Here is an 18,370-nt window from a genome sequence, read left to right on the forward strand (position 1 = left end):
ACCCGCTACGACAAACGAGCCCGCCACTACAAAGCCCTGGTCACCATCGCCTGCCTGCGACTATGGCTCCCCAACTGACATTGCGGACACGCCCTAGGCCACCCCGGTCGTCTCCGTCCGGTGGACCGATTCCTCGGGCCGCCGTGCGTGACGCAGCACCCGGAGGACGAACGCGGGGGTGAGAAGCCACTCGGGCCTGCGGATCAGGCCCGACACCTCGCCGAGGCGGACGCACACCGCGGCGTCGTGCCGGGCCGCCACGGTGACCCGGGTCATGTAGCGGTTGAGCAGGTCGGTACCGGTCGGCTTGCTGCCCGTGGTGCCGGCGTACACGAAGTCGCCGGCGACGGCGACGGACCAGGCGGCGGCGACCGGATGGGCGACGGTGCGGAAGTAGCGGCGGGAGAAGTGACGGTCGAGGGCGCGGCTCTCGTCGAGGACCCGCCCCAGGGTGGCCGCCTGCTGGGCGGCCGTGCTCATGCCCTGCCCGTGGATCGGGTCGAGGCAGCACACGGCGTCGCCGATCAGCAGCCAGCCCAGGGGGAACCGGCGCATCCGCTCCACATGCCGGCGCTGGTTCGCCGCGAACCGGTAGCCGGTGGGTTCGTCCAGTGGCCGTGAGGCGGCCATGAGGTCGGCGATGACCGGTGAACCCAGGGAGCGGGCGAAGGCCAGCCGGTCGGCCTCGTCGGTCGGGGGGACCTCGCCGTTGATGCCGACGAGCCCGACGACCCACCGGTCGCCCTCCCACGGGAGCGCGACGGCGAGGCGCCGGGTCTCGGGGTCGCCGATCACGGCGGCCGCCTTCCAGTCCCGGCCCGGCTGTTCCTCGCGACGGTAGGTCCGGCTCGTGTAGTGGGCGTCCACGGTGACCACGGAGGTCGGTGGTTCGGCGTACCCCATCCGCTTCAGCCATCCCAGGCTTCTGGCCTGGCGTCCGGTGGCGTCGACCAGGAGATCGCAGTCGAGCGCCGAGCCGTCGGACATCCGGACCCCGACGATCCGGGCCCCCGCGTCGCCGGTGACCACTCCCTTGGCCGAGGACCCGCCCCGCAGGCTCACCCCGGGGAGGGCGGCGACGCGCCCGCGGACGGTCGCCTCCAGCAAGGGGCGAGACATCACCGGCCCGACCATCCCGGTGGGCGGGCGGATCAGTGGGCCGCCGCACTGGTGCCAGTAGAAGTCTCCGCAGAAGTCGAACTCGGTCGCGCCGGCGGCGTACAGCTCGTCGAGGATGCCGGGGAACCAGCCCTCCAGCAGTCGGCTGCCCGCCTGGAGCAGCAGATGCGGGTGCCGCCCCTGCGGCACGCGAGGACGCCACCGTACGTCGTCCGACAACGCGTCGCGGTCGACCACCGTGACCTGTCCGAAGTGCTCGGAGAGCACGCGGGCCGCACACAGGCCCGCCATGCTCGCACCGACGACGACAGCACTCTCACCCAGTCGGTGGGGCCCGCGCGTTTCCATGAGACCTCCCGGGGAGGGGTCCCTCACCCCGATTTTCCCACCGGTGTCCCACGGCCGCCGGGTGAGCCCGGCGTCGGCGCCCGCACCGCCCGCCCCGGCCGCACCGCCCGCCCACCCCGGCCGGCCCCCGCCGCCCGGCGTCCGTCAGGAGCGCGGCGCCGCCGGCACGTAGTACGGGCGGTTGTGTGCCGCCACGGGGGGCGACTGGAACGTCCAGGCGCCGACGGCCGGTGTGCCTTCGCCGAGGAGGGTGACGACGGCGGAGCCGAGGTCGCCGTCCGAGGCGTGGACCGTCAGCCGGGTTCGCCCGGAGTGCTCGGGGGCGGCCAGGTCGTACCAGCGGTACGGCTGGTAGACGTTCATCGGGCCGGCGAGCAGGCGCCCCTCCAGGTCGGTGCCGTAGCCGGTGACGGGGGCGGAGTTGGCGGCGACGGGGGTGAGGCCGTCGAGCTCCGCCCTGAGGTCCAGCAGTGGTCCCGGGTCCTCCTCCGACATGTCGTCCGGCCCGGCCGACGCCGCCTCGCACCGTACGGTCCAGGTCTCGCCCGCGGGTCCGTTGAGCGACGGCAGGTCGACCTCGAACCGGCCCGGGTACTTGGGCTCGGCGTACAGCTCGCGCCCGGCCCTGATCGCGAACGGGTTGTCGCAGACGACGTGGATCCGTGCGATGCCGAGCAGCTTCGTCTGGTCCCAGCCCTGCGCGTACTGGGCGTAGCTCAGCCGCGGCAGCCGGCCCTCCGCGCCCGTCGGGAACGCGATCGCGCTGAACTCGATCTCCTGGGTCACGCCGCCGCCGAACGCGTACTGCGCGAAGTACAGCTGGTAGTTCAGCGAGACCAGCGCCCCGCCGTCGTCGAACTCCGCCGCCGTCAGATCCGGATGGTGCTTGGCGAGCAGCTCGCGGACCGGTCCCGGATCGACCAGCCAGTCGAGGCCGATCTGATGCAACGCCCCGTAGTGGAAAGGGAGTCGAAAGGGCTCGGAGACGGGCGGAAGGGGCAGTGGGCCGGTCATGCGGAGGCTCCTCGGGTCGGTGGTGTCTCGCCGGTCACGGAAGGCCGCGGAGGCGGACCGAGCAGCACCGGGCGGTCACGGGCCGCCAGGTCCGACTCGACGCGCTCCGCGCTGCGCAGCGCCAGCGCGGCCATGGTCAGGGTCGGATTGGAGGTGGCCACCGAGGGCATGCTGCCGCAGCCGACCGCGTACAGGCCCGGGTGGTCCCAGCAGCGCTGCCAGGAGTCCACCACCGAGGTCGCCGGGGAGTCGCCCATGATGTGGGTGCCGGCGGCGTGGCCGGCCCCGCGGTAGCCGTATGCGCGGCCGCCGATCTCGAAACGGCCGGGCCAGTCCGCCACGGGGGAGTAGTCGGTGTGGTCCTCGGCGCCGAGCAGCGCGAAGATCTGGTCCGAGACCGCCCGGGCCGCCACCATCCCCTCCTTCACGTGCTCGTCGAGGTCGTATGTGACGAGGGGGCGGGGCAGCCCCAGGGGATCGCGCTCGGACGGATGGAGGGTGACCCGATTCGCGGGGTCGGCGCCCTGCTCCATCTCGAACTGGAGGGTGAACTGGCGGCGGATCCGGTCCCCGACCGCCCTCCGCAACTCCTTCCCGAACAAGCCCCGTTCGGTGAGGAAGTGCTGCACGTCCGTATCGACCGGACCCTTCGCCCAGATCCAGCCCCACGTGCCGAACTCGATACGGAACGGCGCGCGCATCCGGCGCCCGGGGCCCGCGCGGAAGCCCTCGAAACCGGAGACCGAGCCGGGGCCCCGGTACGGCCCGGCGTCCTCGGGCAGCAGCCCCCACGTCAGCAGCACCGGATGGTCCATCAGGTTGCGGCCGACCTGTCCGCTGCGCCCGGCGAGCCCGGAGAGCAGCAGCAGCCGGGCGTTCTCCACGGCGTGCGCGGCGAGCACCACCACATCGGCGTGCACGACGGACCTCTTCCCGTCGTGCGAGAGGTACTCCACGCCCGTGGCGCGCCCGCTCGCGTCGACGAGGACACGGCTCACCACGGACCGGTCCCGGAGCGTGACGGTGCCGCTCCAGCGGCCCTGGGTCTTGAGCGGGGTGTACTTCGCGTACGAGGGGCAGTGCGGGATGCAGGTCGCGTTGCCCACGCACCGGCTGTCCGGGTCCGGCCGCCCCCGCCGGCCGCGCGGCACATACCCGCGACCGGAGTCGTACCGGGGATCCGGGACGCCGTTGCGCGCGTGCGGCGTGCCGACCACCCTCAGTTCGACCTCGCGCCGGGCCACCGGATCCTTCACGCGCCGTCCGTCGAGGCGGGCCGCGAGGATCCGGTCCAGCCGCGCGGCCGGCAGTGGCCGCATGGGGAAGGCATAACCGTCGGGGAAGGGCAGCCCGACCTGCCCGCGCTGCTCCTCGGCATCGGCGGCCACCCCCAACTCCCGCTCGGCAGAGCGGTAATGGGGTTCGAGATCGTCGTACGCGATCGGCCACCGCCGCCCGTACCCGAAAGGCTCGGTGTCGAAGTCCTCCGGCAGCATCCGTGGCGCGAGGCCGGTCCAGACGGTGCCGGTACCGCCGTTCACCCGCACATAGCCGCTGGCGTACGGGAGCGGACCGTCCTGCCGGAGGTGACCGGACGCCCGGTATCCGGGGACCCCGTCCGTGCCGGCGAGGTCCGTGACCTCGGGCCAGGGAGCCGCCGGAAGGGGCCGGGGGAAGCCGGGGGCCTCGGCCGGGGCGGCCACCGGGGCGGTGGCCGGCGTACCGTCGACCGCTCCACCGGCACCTTTACCGGCACCGTCACCGTCACCGGCACCGTCACCGGCACCTTCACCGGGACCGGCCGGGTCCGCCGCCCCCGCCTCCAGGACCAGGACCCGCCGGCCGTGCCCGCCGAGCCGATGGGCGACGAGCGAGCCCGCGACACCGGCACCGACGACGACGACGTCGTATCGCGTCACGCGAAGCTCCCCTCACCCGTACCGCCGCCCGGGACCGACCGGTCTCCCGCCCCGGCCCAACTCCCGTACCCCCCGGGGTCGGTCGCGGGAGCACCGACCCCCGCCGCCTTCCACACCAGCCCCTCGGCGAGGGCGCGGGGTGACACCACGAACGGCGGCGACCCCGGCCAGCTGCCCGTGTACCAGAGATACGTCACGGCCCGGGCCGCCTCCCGCAGCTCGCCGTCCATCACGGCGTCCGGATCCTCCCGCACCTCGCTCAACAGACGGGCGTACCGCAGGGCGCCGAGCCGCTCCGAGGCCACCGCACGGTACACATCGGTCAATCCGGTGGCCGCCAGTTCCGCCGTGTCGAAGCCGGTCAGTCGTGCGGAGAGGGCGGTGAAGGGCGCTGTCTCGTCAGTGATGGGCACGCGGGCATCGGTGCCCCACCCCCCGCCGCACCATGCGCCGCGCCCCGCGAAGGGCTTGATCACGCCCCTGGGCGCTCACCCACAGGAGCGGCGGAGGACGAGCTGCAGTACGACACACGCCCTACCGCTCGGGAGCCGCGAACCGACGGCGGGGGCAGAGGGAGAGGGCGGAGGTCAGGACCACAGCAGGCGCCGCTGCCAGCGGGTCCCGGCGTCCCTCTCGTACCGCAGCCGGACGTGCACCAGGGTCGGGGCCGCCTGCCAGAACTCGATCACGTCCGGTGCGAGGACGTACAGCGTCCAGGCGGGGTCGACGAGGTCCGGATCCGCCTCGATCCTCGCCAGGCTCGCCCGGAGGGCCCGTTCCCGCTCGTGCGGGTCGATGAGGTACTGGCTCTGCCGGCCGAGCAGGGCCTCGGCCCGTGCCGTGACCGAACGGGCCAGGAAGTCGGCGGCCGAGCGGTCGGCGGCCGCGGGGGAGACGGCGCCACGGACCCGGACCTGCCGCCCGAGCTGCGCCCAGTAGAAGGTGAGGGCCGCCCGGCCGCTGTCCGCGAGCTGTCTGCCCTTGGGGCTGACGGCGTGCCCCGCGAACTGGAATCCCGAGGCGTCCACGTTCTCGAGGATGAGGACCCGGGCGTCGGGAGCGCCCGTCTCGTCCACGGTCGACAGGGTCATGGCGTGCGGATCGGGAACCTTCGCCTCCACGGCGTCTGCCAGCCACTCGAGGAACAGCGACGACGGCTCCGGTGGAGCCTCGTCCGTCGCGAACTCCGGGAGGGGACGCGCGAACACCTCGATGCCGCGCAGCCAGTCACGGACCGTGGGATCGTCGTTCTCGGCCATGCCGTCCCTCTCCTTCGCCTCCGCCCCCTCCTCCTCAGCGATGGAGGAGCCGCTGCCACTCCTGCGGTACGCGGCCGTCCGGGCCGGGGCTCGGCTGGTCGGTCGGGTGGCCGCCCGGAGGCGCCAGCGCGGGGCCGGACTTGTACAGCGCCCCGGTGTCGAAGTTCCAGAACCAGTCCTCACCCGGCTCGAAGCTCTGTACCAGCGCGTGCCCGGTGGACTTCCAGTGGGCGGTGGCGTGCTGGGCCGGCGAGGAGTCGCAGCAGCCGATGTGGCCGCACTGCGCGCAGCGCCGCAGGTGGAACCACCAGCCGCCCACCGCGTCGCAGTCCGCGCAGCCCGTGCCGCTCGGGGGGGTGCTCGGGTCGATGCCGTCGATCTCGGTCATGCGGGCTCCTCGGCGGTCTCGGTCCGGGTCCGGGCAGCGGTCTCGGATGCGGTCTCGGCCTTGGTATCGGTCTCGTTTCCGGTGGTGCTCGGGGTCTCCGACTCCGCTCCGGTCCCGGTCCCGGAATCGGATTCGGAATCGGACTCGGTCTCCGGCGCGGTCAGCGGCAGCAGCACCTGGAACCGGGTGTCGCCCGGGACGGACTCGACCTGGAGGCTGCCGTGATGCTTGCTGACGACGATCCGCCAGGAGATGTCGAGGCCGAGACCGGTGCCCTCGCCGACCGGCTTGGTGGTGAAGAAGGGGTCGAAGATGCGGCTCCGGATGTCCTCGGGAACCCCGGGGCCGGTGTCACGGAACTCCACGAGCAGCCGGTCGCCCTCGCGTGCGGTGCGGACCGTCAGGGTGCCGTCGCCGCCGGCGCTGCCCATGGCGGACACCGCGTTGTCGATGAGGTTGGTCCACACCTGGTTCAGCTCCGCCGGATAGGCGGGCACCTCGGGGAGCGAACGGTCGTACTCCTTGACCACCCGCACCCGCCGGCCGATCTTGCCGGACAGCATCAGCAGTGTGCTGTCGAGGAGTTCGTGGACGTCGACGTCCCGGTGCGGGGCACGGTCGAGCTGCGCGTACTGCTTGGCCGCGTCCACCAGATGGGAGATGCGGTTGGTGGAGTCGCCGATCTCGTCCATCAGCAGCTCGGTCTCGACGGTGTAGTTGAGCCAGCCGACGGCCCCCGGCAGGACGTCCTCGGCCACGGTCGCCGCCACCTGGTCCAGCCAGTCCGTGTCGAGACCGGCCTGGACGAAGGTGGGCGCGACCCGCCAGCCTTCCGGGATCCCGTGGTCCTCCAGCCAGTCGGTGAGCTCGTCCTCCCGGTCGGAGGCCTCCAGCGGGCTCAGCACCGGGGCCTTGGCGACCCGCTCGGCGGTGCGTTCCTGGATCTCGATGAGCTCGGCGAGGGCCTCCCGGGAGTAGGGTCCCCGGGCGATGATCGCGAGCTTGTGCCGCATCTTGCCGACCCGTTCCCGCAGGTCCGCGGTGGCCCGTACGGCCGCGGCGGCCGGGTTGTTGAGCTCGTGGGTCAGCCCGGCGGACAACGACCCCAGCGCCAGCAGGCGTTCGCGCTGGCCGATGGCGCGCTGAGTGTTCTTGGAACCGAAGAAGAGCCCTTCGAGGAGGTGCGCCGCCATCGGGAACCACTCCCGCATGATGTCCGCGAACGACTCCGCCGGCAGCACGAAGAACCGGGTGGGCTCGGTCACCCGCATGGAGTTGTTGTACGTCTGGGGGACCCGGTCTCCCAGATACGCCTGCATGGCGCCCGCGTACACCCCGCGCTGCGAGGTGCGGCTCACCTCCACGTCGTCGCCGCCGACCCGGCGGGACAGGACGACGGTGCCCTCGATCATCACGTAGAAGCAGGTGGCGGGGTCGCCCTCGGTGTAGACCGGGCCGGTGTCGAACCGCTCCACCCGCCCCTCGGCGCAGAGCCGCCCGAGCTGCTCGGGCGAGAGCTTCTCGAAGAGGAACAGCGAGGCGATCTCGTGCCGGTCGCAGGGCAGGACCTGTCCGCTCATGACTGCTCCAGATACCGGTGGACGAGCATCACGGCCATGGCTCCCTCTCCTACGGCGGAGGCGACCCGCTTCGCGGACCGGGCGCGCGCGTCGCCTGCCACGAACACACCGGGAACACTGGTCTCCAAGTGGTAGGGCGGACGGTCGAGTTCCCACTCGGCCGGCGGTCGCCCGTCCGGCGTGAGGTCCGGACCCGCCAGGATGAAGCCGTTCTCGTCGCGCAGCACCGTCCCGTCGAGCCAGTCGGTCAGCGGGGCCGCTCCGATGAAGACGAACATCCACTGGGCGTCGACGGCTTCCGTGGCGCCGCTCGCGGCGTCCCGCAGGGTCAGCCGCTCCAGGTGCTCCTCGCCGTGCGCCGCCTCCACGACGGTCCGGGGCCGCACGGTGATGTTCGGCGCCTCCTCGATCTGCTGGATCAGGTAGTACGACATCGACGCCGTCAGGGACTCCCCGCGCACCAGCAGCGTCACCGACTTCGCGCCCCGCGACAGATGGACGGCCGCCTGCCCGGCGGAGTTCGCGCCCCCGACGATGTACACGTCCTGGTCCTCGCAGGAGGACGCCTCGGTGAGGGAGGAGCCGTAGTACACGCCGCGGCCGGTCAGGTCGGCGCAGCCCGGGGCCAGGAGGTGGCGGTAGGACACTCCGGTCGCCAGGATGACGCTGTGCGCGGCGACCTCCGAGCCGTCCGAGAAGCGCACGACCCGTGCCGCGCCGTTCCTCTCCAGGCCCTTGACCTCGCGCGCGGTGAGGATCTCGGCACCGAAGCGGCTCGCCTGGCGGCGCGCCCGTTCGGTGAGCTGCGCACCCGAGACCCCGTCCGGGAAGCCGAGGTAGTTCTCGATGCGGGAGCTCTGCCCGGCCTGTCCGCCGGTCGCCGAGCGTTCCACCAGCACGGTCCTGAGTCCCTCGGAGGCCCCGTACACCGCCGCGCCGAGCCCGGCCGGGCCGCCGCCGATGACGACGAGGTCGTAGAAGTCCGCGGTCGGTGTCGTCGCGAGACCCACCCGGGCGGCCAGTTCGGGCGCGTCCGGCTCGACCATCGCGGTGCCGTCAGGAGCGATCACCAGGGGCAGCCGGAGGCCGTCGGCGCCGGCCGCGTCGAGCAGCCGCCGTCCCTCCGGCTCGTCGGAGGAGTACCAGCGGTACGGCACCTGGTTGCGGGCGAGGAACTCCCGTACGTACGAGGAACGCGCCGACCATCGGTGCCCGACCACCTTGGTGGCGGGAACCGGCCGGTAGTCGCTGGAGCGCCAGGCCGTGAGGAGGTCGTCCACCACCGGATAGAGCTTCTCCTCCGGAGGGTCCCAGGGCTTGAGCAGATAGTGGTCGAGGTCGACCACGTTGATCGCGTCGATGGCGGCGTTGGTGTCGGCGTACGCGGTCAGCAGCACCCGCCGTGCCCCGGGGTACACGGCGAGGGCTTGTTCCAGGAACTCGATGCCGTTCATCTGCGGCATGCGGTAGTCGGCGAGGATCACCGCCACCAGGTCGCCCCGCAGCTTCAGTTCGCGCAGCGCCTCCAGCGCGGACTCGCCCGATTCCGCGCGCACGATCCGGTACCCGCCGCCGTAGTGGCGCCGCAGGTCCCGGGCGATGGCGCGGGACACTCCCGGATCGTCGTCCACCGTCAGGATGACGGTTCGCGCCGCGTCGGTGGCCTGTGCCATGCGTCTCCGCCCTGCTCGCTCCGGACGGCCGGCACGGCGGGACCGCCGACGCCGGCTCCCGCCCATCGTATGTTCGTTCGTGCGGACCGGCATGTTCCCGCGCACCGGGGCCGCCGCCTCCCCGCCTCGGTCCGTGCCCGGTGGCCGGGGGGTGTCCCCGCGGGGCCGGCGAGGGTGGCGATTCGTGCATCGGCCGGGCAGTCGATAGGGTCCACGTCACGACCGCACCCCGTGGAATCCACGGGCCGGTCAGGGCTCTGCCGCGGTGTGTGGCACCTCCACGCCTGCCTTGCCGACCCCTGCCCGCCCGGGCCCTGGAACACGGGGGCGTTCATCACGGCGGGGCAGCCGGGCCCCGGCCGACGGGTCAGGAGGAACGAGTGGCACAGATCATCGCCGAGGTCTCGCGGACGTTCAACGAGTTTCTGCTCCTGCCGAACCGGACCCGGATCGACTGTTCGTCGGCGACGGTCGATCTGCGCACGCCCCTGGTGCGGCACATCGCCGGTGAGGCGTCGGCGATCGAGTTGCACTCCCCGTTCACCTCGGCGATCATGCAGGCCGTCAGCACCCCGGAACTCGCCATCGCGCTCGCGCGCAACGGCGGACTGAGCTTTCTGCACCACAACCAGCCGGTCCACGACCAGGTGGCGGCGGTCCGGGAGGTGAAGAACTTCAAGGCCGGATTCGTCACCAGCGACACCAACGTCCGCCCCGGCGACAGCCTCGGCGCGCTGGTCGACATCATGCGCCGCACCGGGCACAGCACCGCCGCCGTCACCCATGACGGGACCGCCACCGGCCGGCTGCTCGGCCTGGTGACCTCCCGGGACTTCCACCCCGAGCGCCACGACCTGGCCGAACCGGTCGGCGGCCGGATGACGGCCATCGCCGACCTGCCCACGGTCGGCCCCGACACCACGCTCTCCGAGGCCAACGCCAGGCTGTGGGACGAGCGGCTGGACTGCCTCCCGGTGGTCGGCGCCGACGGCAGTCTGCAGCACCTGGTGTTCCGGTCCGACTACACGGACAACAAGCGGTTCCCGCACCAGGTCGTGGACGCCGCCAAGCGCCTGCGCGTGGGGGCCGGCGTCAACACCCACGACTATCGGGAGCGCGTCCCGGCGCTGGTCGAGGCAGGCGCGGACGCCCTGTGCTTCGACTCGTCCGACGGCTACAGCGACTGGCAGGCGGAGGCCCTGACCTGGGTGAAGAAGCACTACCCCGAGATCCCGGTCGGCGGTGGCAACGTCGTCGACGGTGAGGCGTTCACCTTCCTCGCCGAGGCGGGGGCCGACTTCGTCAAGGTCGGCGTGGGCGGCGGCTCCATCTGCATCACCCGCGACCAGAAGGGCATCGGCCGCGGCCAGGCCAGCGCCGTGCTCGATGTCGCGGCGGCACGGGACGCCTTCCGCGAGCGCACCGGCGAGTACGTCCCGATCTGCTCCGACGGCGGTCTGGTGCACGACTATCACGTGGCCCTGGCGCTGGCGATGGGAGCGGACTTCGTCATGATGGGGCGGTACTTCGCGCGGTTCGACCAGGCGGCCGGCGCGAAGGTGCCCACCCGGGACGGCTTCGTGAAGGAGTACTGGGGCGAGGGATCGAACCGTGCCCGCAACTGGCAGCGCTACGGCCAGGGCGGGCAGGGGCTGCTCTTCGAGGAGGGCGTGGACGGCTACGTCCCCTACGCCGGTGACCTCGACGAGGGCCTCGCCCTGACCGTCGCGAAGCTCAGGACCACGATGGTCTCCTGCGGTTCGGCCACCCTGCCGGAGTTCCGGTCCACGGCCCGGATGACCCTCGTCTCGGACCAGAGCTTCCAGGAGAGCCACGCCAACGTCACCCTGCGGGACACCCCGGCGACGCACATCTGACGGGCCCCGGCCGGTCGGCCGCTCGCCCCGGCGACCGGCCGACCGTACGCCCTCAGCCTGCGTGCAGAACCCGGAACCGCCCGGGTTCCGCCGGGTCGCGGTCGACGACCTGGACGGGTGCCCAGGTCCACTGCCACACACCGATTCCCGGTGTGCGGGAGAACCGGATCGGGCCGCGCGTCCCCTCGACCGCCACGCGCGGCCACGACGCGGCGATCGCCGCCCGGTCCGTTCCGTGGGAACGCAGCAGCTCGGCGAGGACGGCGACGGTGTCCCAGCCCTCGAAGGCGACGAAGGAGGGCTCCTCGCCCAGCCGCTCGCGGAGCTCCCGCCCGACGCGTTCGCCGAGCGGACCGGGGCGCTCGGGCAGATAGCGCAGGAACGGGATTCCGGCGCCGTCCCCGCCCAGCACCGCGGCCCACTCGGCGAACTCCGGCTGCCCGGCCGGAGCGCCGATCAGGAGCTCCCCGAGCCGCCGGTCGCCCCGGACGGCCCTGACGATCGGCACCGCCGGTTCCGGATGGCCGACCAGCAGCAGGAGCGCCGTCGCGCCCCGGTCGACGAGCGCGTCGCACAGGGCCTCGGGGGTGAGCGCGTTCGCGTCGAGTTCGACGACGGTGCCACCGCGGGCGGCGAGGTGGTCCCGCAGGAGGCCCGTCCCGGACGCCCAGTAGACGCTGGGCTGGGTCGCCACGGCGATCCTCCGGTGGCCCGCGCCGAGGAGGAAGTCCCCGTAGATCCGCCAGCCGCGGGACTGCGCCGGGGCCAGCCGCGCGACCCACTCCGTCGGCTCCCCGGTGAGCGCGTCGAGCACCCCGGACGAGCAGAGGAAGGGCACTCCGAGCGCGTCGGCCCGCGCGGCGGCGGCGCGGGCGACGACGCTGTGGTACTCGCCCGCCACGGCGGCCACACCGAGGCCGGCCAGTTCCCCGACGGCGGCCGCGGCCCGCTCGGGATCGGCCGCGGTGTCCCTGACCAGCAGCTCCAGTGGTCTGCCGTCGATCCCGCCCGCGTCGTTGACCTCGCGCGCGGCCAGTTCGAGCCCTGCGAGCAGGTGCCGCCCCGCCCCCACCCAGCCGGGCGGTGTGAGCGGGGCGAGAACGCCGAGGCGGAGGGGCGTGGGGTCGGTGGGCGGTGGCGCGGCCGGCGACGGTGCTCTGGTCATGCCGGTCATTGGATCCGTCACCGTCCGCCGCGGGCAAGCGACTTGTTCGGACGCCGCGAGCGCGGGGCCTCCTGAGCCCGGCCCGGCGCCGGAGCTCCCGGCGCGGTGACGACACCGGGGATCCGGCGCCGTGACGACGCTCGTCGTTCCGGAGCCGTGAGGACGCCCGCCGAGCCGGAGGGGCGACGGCGCTCACCGCTCCGGAGCGGTGTCCCCGGGCCGTCGTCCGGCACCCGTCCTGGCCTCGATCCGGTGCCGTACGAGGGTCGCCAGGACTGTGAGGCGCGTCGACGCCATCGGCAGCGGCGCCGTCGGGTCCTCGATCAGCCGGGCCTCCTCCGGCAGCGCGGCGAGATCGCTCTCGAAGCGGGCGCGTGCGGCGGCCGGGGTGTCCGGCGGTTCCGTGCGCAGTCCGCCGCGCATCACCGTCCGGAGCAGCGGCTCCGTGCCCTCGGGGGGTTCCTCGTTCGCCAGACCGATGACGTCCCGCAGGCCGGGACCGCGGAAGACCTGCTTGGGGCCCGGCGCCGTCGCCTTGCCCGCGGAGAGCTTCATGACGGGCCGGCCGTCGTACTCGACGAGCTTGTACGCCGCGTCCAGGTACGGCGCGTCGGCGGCCGTTCCCACCTTGGTGCCCACGGCGTACGCGTCGATCGGTGCCCCCTCCCGTACGAGGGTGGCGACGGCGTACTCGTCCAGGCCCCCGCTCGCGATGATCCGAACGTCCCGCAGCCCCGCCTCGTCCAGGGCGGCACGGGCCCGGCGTGCCAGCGCGCCCAGATCGCCGCTGTCCAGGCGGATCGCGCACCCCGGCCCGAGCCGGAGGTCCCTGAGGACCCGCGCGGCCGTCGCCACGCCCTGTTCCGTGTCGTAGGTGTCGACCAGGAAGGTCACGGGACCGGGATGGGTGCGGGCGAAGAACCGGAAGGCCTGTTCCTCCGAGGTGAAGGTCTCGACGTACGAGTGGCCCATCGTGCCGGCGGCGGGGATCCCGTACCGGCGCGCCGCGGCGACGTTGCTGGTGCCGGCGAAGCCGACCAGGGCGCAGAGCCTCGCCGCCTGCAGGCCCGCCTCGGGCCCGTGGGCCCGGCGCAGCGAGAAGTCCACCAGCGGCCGTCCGCCCGCGGCGAGCACGCACCGGGCGGCCTTCGACGCGATCACCGTCTGATGGCAGAGGAGGGACATCAGATACGTCTCCACGAGCTGCGCCTGCGGAAGGGACGCGGTGACCTCGAGGAGGGGTTCGCCGGCGAGGACGCACCGCCCCTCGGGCACGGCGCGGACCTGCCCGTCGAAGGACAGGCCCTGCAGCGGTGCGAGGTCCTCGACGGGCCGCTTCAGCGCCTCGGCGAACTCCTGGACGTCGGAGCGGCCCACCCGGAAGCGGGCGAGGTAGTCGAGGGCCGGTTCGAGGCCGGCGGCGACGAGGAACCCGCGGCCCGGCGGCAGGTCGCGGACGAAGAGGCTGAAGGTGGCCGGAGCCCGCATGTCCTCCCGCAGGTACGAGAGCGCCATCGTGACCTCGTACAGGTCGGTGGTGGTCACCTGGGACATGCTTCGAGCATGCGCGGCCGGACGGCACCGCGCACGGGGACGGCCGCACCGGACCCCGCGGGGTCAGCTGCCGAAGCCGAGGCCGAGGCGGTCGAGGGACCGCAGCCACAGGTCCCGGCGGCCCCGGTCGCGGTCCGCGCGGGCGAGGGAGCGCTGGGTGAGGCCGATGCCGAGGGACCGGACGGGCTCGGGCGGGAACGGCAAGGGCTTGCGGCGTACGAGCTGGAGGGCGGTGCGCTCGGTGTACTCGCCGGCCAGCAGGTCCAGCATCACCTCGGCGCCGAAGCGGGTGGCGCCGACGCCGAGCCCGGTGAAGCCGGCGGCGTAGGCGACCTTGCCGCGGTGGCTGGTGTCGAAGAACACGCAGAAGCGGGTGCTGGTGTCGATGGCGCCGCCCCAGGCGTGGCTGAAGCGGAGGCCCTCCAGCTGCGGGAAGGTGTGGAAGAACCGGCGCGCCAGCGTGGCGTAGGTCTCGGGGCGCCGGTCGTGCTCCGAGCGGACGTGGCGGCGGTGCACGGCGTCGTAGCCGCCCCACAGGATGCGGTTGTCGGCGGAGATCCGTACGTAGTGGAAGGAGTTGGCCGGGTCCGCCCAGCCCTGCCGGTTGCGCCAGCCGACCGAGGCGAGCTGCCGCGCGTCCAGTGGTTCGGTCATCAGCGCGTAGTCGTAGACGGGGACGGTGTACGGGCGATGGCGGCGTACCAGGGAGGGGTACGCGTTGGTGGCGAGGGCGACCTTGTGGGTGGTGATCCGGCCGTAGGGGGTGCGGACGGAGACGACGGCCCCGTGTTCCTCCAGGGAGAGGGCCGGGGTGTGCTCGTGGACGCGGACGCCGAGGTCGAGGCAGGCCCGCTTGAGGCCCCAGGCGAGCCGAGCCGGGTTGACCATGGCGGTGTCGCTCTTGTTCCAGACGGCGCCGAGGAAGGTCGGGGAGTCGATCTCGGCGCGGACGGCGTCGGCGTCGAGGACGGTGGTGGTGGCGCCGTACCGTGCGGCCGTCTCGGCCTCCTCGGCGATCCAGTCGAGCTGATGGGGTTCGGTGGCGACGACGAGGGAGCCGGTGCGCTCCCAGTCGCAGTCGATGGAGTGGCGGGCGAGGGTGTCCTCCATGGCCCGGAGGTTCTCGCGGCCGAGGCGTTCCAGGACGCCGATCTCGTCGGGCCAGCGGGCGAGGCCGTTTCCGAGCCCGTGGGTGAGGCTCGACTCGCAGAAGCCGCCGTTGCGGCCCGAGGCGGCGCCACCGGCCTCGTCGGCCTCGACGAGGACGACATCGGCGGAGGGGTCGCGTTCCTTGGCGACGAGGGCGGTCCACAGGCCGGTGTATCCGCCGCCGACGACGAGCAGGTCGCAGGTGGTGCCGCCCACCAGGGCGGAGGTGGCCCGGGGGCGGTTCGGGTGGTCGAGCCAGAAGGGGGTCGGGGCGGCGTCCCGCAGCGACAGCAGGGGGTCCATGAGGGCTTCCTTTCCGGGGTGGCGCCCATGAGACCCGGCTGTGCGCGACAAGGTCAATGGTGTTGACCTAAGGCCCCGCCGTCTTATGTCAACACCATTGACGGTCGGTTGACCTGCGGGCTTCGATGACGCTCGTCACCCGGCACCACGTCGGTCACCCGGCACCACTCCCGGCATCCGGCGGCACGCCCGTGACCCTTCACCACCCCACTGTCGTCCCTCCACCGCGTCCGTAGGCAAGGGAGCCGCCGTATGCGTCACGCCGATCTGGTCTTCACCGGAGGCCCGGTCCTCACCATGGACCCGGCCCGAACCCGGGCGAGTTCGCTCGCGGTCACCGGCGAGCGGATCGCCGCCGTCGGCCATGACGAGGTACGGGAGCTGATCGGGCCCCGTACGGAGGTGGTGGACCTCGGGGGGAGGCTGCTGCTGCCCGGCTTCCAGGACGCCCACGTCCACGCCGTGGGCGGGGGCAGCGAGCTGGCGGAGTGCGACCTGACCGGGGTCGTCGACGCCGGCGCGTACCTGGAGCGGATCCGCTCCTACGCCCTGGAGCATCCCGAGCGGGAGTGGATCACCGGCAGCGGCTGGTCGATGGAGAGTTTCGCGGGCGGGGTGCCGACCCGTCAGCTGCTGGACTCGGTGGTGCCGGACCGGCCTGTGCTGCTCGCCAACCGGGACCACCACGGGGCCTGGGCCAACACCCGGGCGCTCGAACTGGCGGGGCTGACCGCCGCCACCCCGGACCCGGCCGACGGGCGGATGGAGCGGGAGGCCGACGGCTTCCCGAGCGGCATGCTCCAGGAGGGTGCGACGGCCCTGGTCGCCCGGCTGGTGCCCCCGAGCACGCCGGAGGACCGGCTCGCGGGTCTGCTGCGGGCGCAGCGGCTGCTGCACTCGCTCGGCATCACCGGCTGGCAGGACGCGCTGCTCGGTGACTTCAACGGCATGGCGGACCCCTCGACCGCCTATCTGGCCGCGGCGCGGGACGGTTCGCTGACCGCCCGGGTGACCGGCGCGCTGTGGTGGGACCGTGAGCGCGGTGCCGAGCAGATCCCCGAACTGGTCGCGCGTCGGAAGGAGCTGACGTACGGACGGTTCCGGGCCGGGTCGGTGAAGATCATGCAGGACGGGATCGCGGAGAACTTCACGGCGGCGCTGGGCGCCCCGTACCTGGACGGCTGCGGCTGTGCCACCGCCAACAGCGGGCTGAGCTTCGTCGATCCGGAGGCCCTCCGCGACCATGTGACGGCGCTGGACGCGCTGGACTTCCAGGTCCACTTCCACGCGCTGGGCGACCGTGCGGTGCGCGAGGCGCTCGACGCGGTCGAGGCGGCCGTCGCCGCCAACGGGCGACGCGGAAACCGGCACCACCTGGCCCACCTCCAGATCGTCCACCCCGACGACCTGCCCCGCTTCGCGGCGCTCGGCGCCCTCGCGAACATCCAGCCGCTGTGGGCGGCGCACGAGCCGCAGATGGACGAGTTGACCATCCCGTTCCTGGGTCCCGAGCGCGCGGGCTGGCAGTACCCCTTCGGCGGGCTGCTGCGGGCCGGCGCCACCCTGGTGGCGGGCAGCGACTGGCCCGTCTCCAGCCCGGACCCGCTGGCGGGCATCCATGTCGCCGTGAACCGCCGGGAGCCCGGGACGACCGACGACCGGGTGTTCCTGCCCGAGCAGCGCATCGACCTCCTCTCGGCGATCGCCGCCTACACCGCCGGTTCCGCGCATGTGAACGGGCTCGACGACGCCGGCAGTCTGCTGCCCGGCCACCTCGCCGACCTCGTGGTGCTCGACCGGGACATCCTGGCGGCGCCGCCGGAGGAGATCGCCGAGGCGCGGGTGGAGCGGACCTATGTGGGCGGTGAACTCGTGCACGGCGGCTGAGGAGGCGGTGCCGGCGGCGCCGGATGCCCGGACGGTCGTACCGAGGAGGCGCGGACGTCGAGGCGGACCGGCACGAGGGTCCCTCCGGTCTCTGCCCGGCCGTGCTCCAGCACGGCCACGAGCTGTTCGATCCCGGCCTCGGCGACCGCGTCGGGGCGCAGGCTCAGCGTCGTCACCTGCGGTTCGGTGTGCCGGGCGGTCTCGTCCTCGCTGACACAGGCGAGGAGGAGGTCGCCGGGGACCTCGTAACCGTGGCGGCGGGCCGCGTCCAGGACGAGCGGCGGGCTGGCCTCGGCGACCACGAGGAGCGCGTCGGGGCGTTCGGGCAGGCCGGTCAGGGCGGTCTCGACCGCTCGGACGACCGGCCCGTTCCCGGGCTCCGCGGCCCGTACCGCCAGTTCGGGCAGTCCGTGCGCCGCACACCAGTCGTGGTGCGCGGCGAACACCTCGCGATGGAAGCGGGTGGTGCTGTCGGGGACGACCAGCGCGGGCCGCCGGGCGCCCTGCTCCAGGAAGTGGTCCAGGGCCCGGTGGACGGCGGCGGTCGCGTCGACGTCCACCCAGTGGGCGCCGGGCCTGCCCTCCACGGACCGGTCGCTGAAGACCGGGATGCGGGCGGCGAGCAGGTCGTCCACGATCCGGTCGTCGGCCACCGGGTCGGCGACGATCACGGCGTCCAGGGGCAGCGCGGACCACTCGCTCTGCAGGGAGCCGGCGGGCAGCAGCACCATCGCGTAGCCGCGTCCGAGCGCGGTGGCGGCGGTGGCTCCGGTGAGCCGGGCGAAGTACGGCGACTCCAGGAAGGTCCAGGGGACGTCGGCCAGTTCGCCGACCACGTATCCGATCAGCCGGGCCCGCCCCGCGCGCAGCTGGCGCGCGGTGGCGTTGGGCCGGTAGCCCATGCTGCGCGCGGTCTCGCGGGCCCGCTCCCGTACCTCGGGGGAGAGCCGGCCGGTGCCGTTGAGCGCCGCCGAGACGCTCGTCTTGGACAGGCCCGCCTCGCGGGCGACGTCGACGAGACGGACGCGCGGGGCGGGCGAAGAGAGCCGGCCGTCCCGTGGGGAGGGCTGTCCGCCATGCCCTGGAGCTTTGGTCATGGAACCGATGCTGCCACCCTCCCGACCTCTGCAAAACC

The 18,370-nt window shown here is 73.3% G+C and carries 14 protein-coding genes; 2 read left to right on the forward strand and 12 right to left on the reverse strand.

Annotated elements, in window-relative coordinates; all coding sequences use genetic code 11:
* Positions 1-93 precede the first annotated feature (93 nt).
* The 8 genes from IE311_RS08905 to IE311_RS08940 form a co-directional block, all read right to left on the reverse strand.
* Positions 94-1,410 (reverse strand): FAD-dependent oxidoreductase, encoded by a 1,317-nt coding sequence (locus IE311_RS08905; protein ID WP_189831049.1) that lies wholly within the window; start codon positions 1,408-1,410, stop codon positions 94-96.
* A gap of 201 nt (positions 1,411-1,611) precedes the next feature.
* Positions 1,612-2,415, reverse strand: coding sequence for a hypothetical protein (locus IE311_RS08910; RefSeq protein ID WP_229901802.1), 804 nt, complete (start codon positions 2,413-2,415; stop codon positions 1,612-1,614).
* Between the two features lie 62 nt (positions 2,416-2,477).
* On the reverse strand, positions 2,478-4,400 hold the full coding sequence (locus IE311_RS08915) for a GMC family oxidoreductase (RefSeq protein WP_189831051.1): 1,923 nt from the start codon (positions 4,398-4,400) through the stop codon (positions 2,478-2,480).
* A complete protein-coding gene (locus IE311_RS08920; RefSeq protein WP_189831052.1) occupies positions 4,397-4,813 on the reverse strand; it encodes a hypothetical protein in 417 nt (138 codons plus the stop codon). The genes IE311_RS08915 and IE311_RS08920 overlap by 4 nt, the downstream gene beginning before the upstream one ends.
* Before the next feature lie 174 nt (positions 4,814-4,987).
* Positions 4,988-5,659, reverse strand: a complete 672-nt coding sequence (locus IE311_RS08925; protein WP_189831053.1) for a pyridoxine/pyridoxamine 5'-phosphate oxidase — start codon at positions 5,657-5,659, stop codon at positions 4,988-4,990.
* A 34-nt stretch (positions 5,660-5,693) separates the two neighbouring features.
* Complete coding sequence (locus IE311_RS08930; RefSeq protein WP_189831054.1) at positions 5,694-6,047, reverse strand: UBP-type zinc finger domain-containing protein; 354 nt, start codon at positions 6,045-6,047, stop codon at positions 5,694-5,696.
* A complete protein-coding gene (locus tag IE311_RS08935) occupies positions 6,044-7,627 on the reverse strand; it encodes an ATP-binding protein (protein WP_229901803.1) in 1,584 nt (527 codons plus the stop codon). Before IE311_RS08935 ends, IE311_RS08930 begins: the two co-directional genes overlap by 4 nt.
* On the reverse strand, positions 7,624-9,300 hold the full coding sequence (locus IE311_RS08940) for an NAD(P)/FAD-dependent oxidoreductase (protein WP_189831055.1): 1,677 nt from the start codon (positions 9,298-9,300) through the stop codon (positions 7,624-7,626). The genes IE311_RS08935 and IE311_RS08940 overlap by 4 nt, the downstream gene beginning before the upstream one ends.
* A 380-nt stretch (positions 9,301-9,680) precedes the next feature.
* Between IE311_RS08940 and IE311_RS08945 the strand changes: the two genes are divergently transcribed.
* Positions 9,681-11,177, forward strand: a complete 1,497-nt coding sequence (locus IE311_RS08945; RefSeq protein ID WP_189831056.1) for an IMP dehydrogenase — start codon at positions 9,681-9,683, stop codon at positions 11,175-11,177.
* A 52-nt stretch (positions 11,178-11,229) separates the two neighbouring features.
* Here the strand turns inward: IE311_RS08945 and IE311_RS08950 are convergent, their stop codons facing one another.
* The 3 genes from IE311_RS08950 to IE311_RS08960 all read right to left on the reverse strand — a co-directional run bounded on the left by IE311_RS08950 (position 11,230) and on the right by IE311_RS08960 (position 15,348).
* Positions 11,230-12,342 carry an ABC transporter substrate-binding protein gene (locus IE311_RS08950; RefSeq protein ID WP_189831057.1) on the reverse strand — a complete coding sequence of 371 codons (1,113 nt, stop codon included), beginning with the start codon at positions 12,340-12,342 and terminating at the stop codon, positions 11,230-11,232.
* A gap of 192 nt (positions 12,343-12,534) precedes the next feature.
* A complete protein-coding gene (locus tag IE311_RS08955; protein ID WP_189831058.1) occupies positions 12,535-13,896 on the reverse strand; it encodes a nicotinate phosphoribosyltransferase in 1,362 nt (453 codons plus the stop codon).
* 63 nt (positions 13,897-13,959) lie between these two features.
* The gene (locus IE311_RS08960; protein ID WP_189831059.1) at positions 13,960-15,348 is read right to left on the reverse strand and encodes an NAD(P)/FAD-dependent oxidoreductase; all 1,389 of its coding nucleotides are present in this window, start codon (positions 15,346-15,348) and stop codon (positions 13,960-13,962) included.
* Between the two features lie 252 nt (positions 15,349-15,600).
* Between IE311_RS08960 and IE311_RS08965 the strand changes: the two genes are divergently transcribed.
* Positions 15,601-17,235 (forward strand): amidohydrolase, encoded by a 1,635-nt coding sequence (locus IE311_RS08965; RefSeq protein ID WP_189831060.1) that lies wholly within the window; start codon positions 15,601-15,603, stop codon positions 17,233-17,235.
* On the opposite strand, the gene IE311_RS08970 is transcribed toward IE311_RS08965, so the two are convergent.
* A complete protein-coding gene (locus IE311_RS08970; protein WP_189831061.1) occupies positions 17,202-18,332 on the reverse strand; it encodes a LacI family DNA-binding transcriptional regulator in 1,131 nt (376 codons plus the stop codon). The two genes, IE311_RS08965 and IE311_RS08970, sit on opposite strands and share 34 nt — an antisense overlap.
* Positions 18,333-18,370 lie beyond the last annotated feature (38 nt).

Source organism: Streptomyces zaomyceticus, from assembly GCF_014656215.1.
GTDB classification, from domain to species: domain Bacteria; phylum Actinomycetota; class Actinomycetes; order Streptomycetales; family Streptomycetaceae; genus Streptomyces; species Streptomyces zaomyceticus.

Excerpts from the sequence above, each read along its gene's own strand:
- IE311_RS08955 (WP_189831058.1), bottom strand. The coding sequence starts at position 13,896 with ATGTCCCAGGTGACCACCACCGACCTGTACGAGGTCACGATGGCGCTC.
- IE311_RS08905 (WP_189831049.1), bottom strand. The coding sequence starts at position 1,410 with ATGGCGGGCCTGTGTGCGGCCCGCGTGCTCTCCGAGCACTTCGGACAG.
- IE311_RS08925 (WP_189831053.1), bottom strand. The coding sequence starts at position 5,659 with ATGGCCGAGAACGACGATCCCACGGTCCGTGACTGGCTGCGCGGCATC.
- IE311_RS08960 (WP_189831059.1), bottom strand. The coding sequence starts at position 15,348 with ATGGACCCCCTGCTGTCGCTGCGGGACGCCGCCCCGACCCCCTTCTGG.
- IE311_RS08965 (WP_189831060.1), top strand. The coding sequence starts at position 15,601 with ATGCGTCACGCCGATCTGGTCTTCACCGGAGGCCCGGTCCTCACCATG.
- IE311_RS08935 (WP_229901803.1), bottom strand. The coding sequence starts at position 7,627 with ATGAGCGGACAGGTCCTGCCCTGCGACCGGCACGAGATCGCCTCGCTG.
- IE311_RS08970 (WP_189831061.1), bottom strand. The coding sequence starts at position 18,332 with ATGACCAAAGCTCCAGGGCATGGCGGACAGCCCTCCCCACGGGACGGC.
- IE311_RS08950 (WP_189831057.1), bottom strand. The coding sequence starts at position 12,342 with ATGACCAGAGCACCGTCGCCGGCCGCGCCACCGCCCACCGACCCCACG.
- IE311_RS08940 (WP_189831055.1), bottom strand. The coding sequence starts at position 9,300 with ATGGCACAGGCCACCGACGCGGCGCGAACCGTCATCCTGACGGTGGAC.
- IE311_RS08930 (WP_189831054.1), bottom strand. The coding sequence starts at position 6,047 with ATGACCGAGATCGACGGCATCGACCCGAGCACCCCCCCGAGCGGCACG.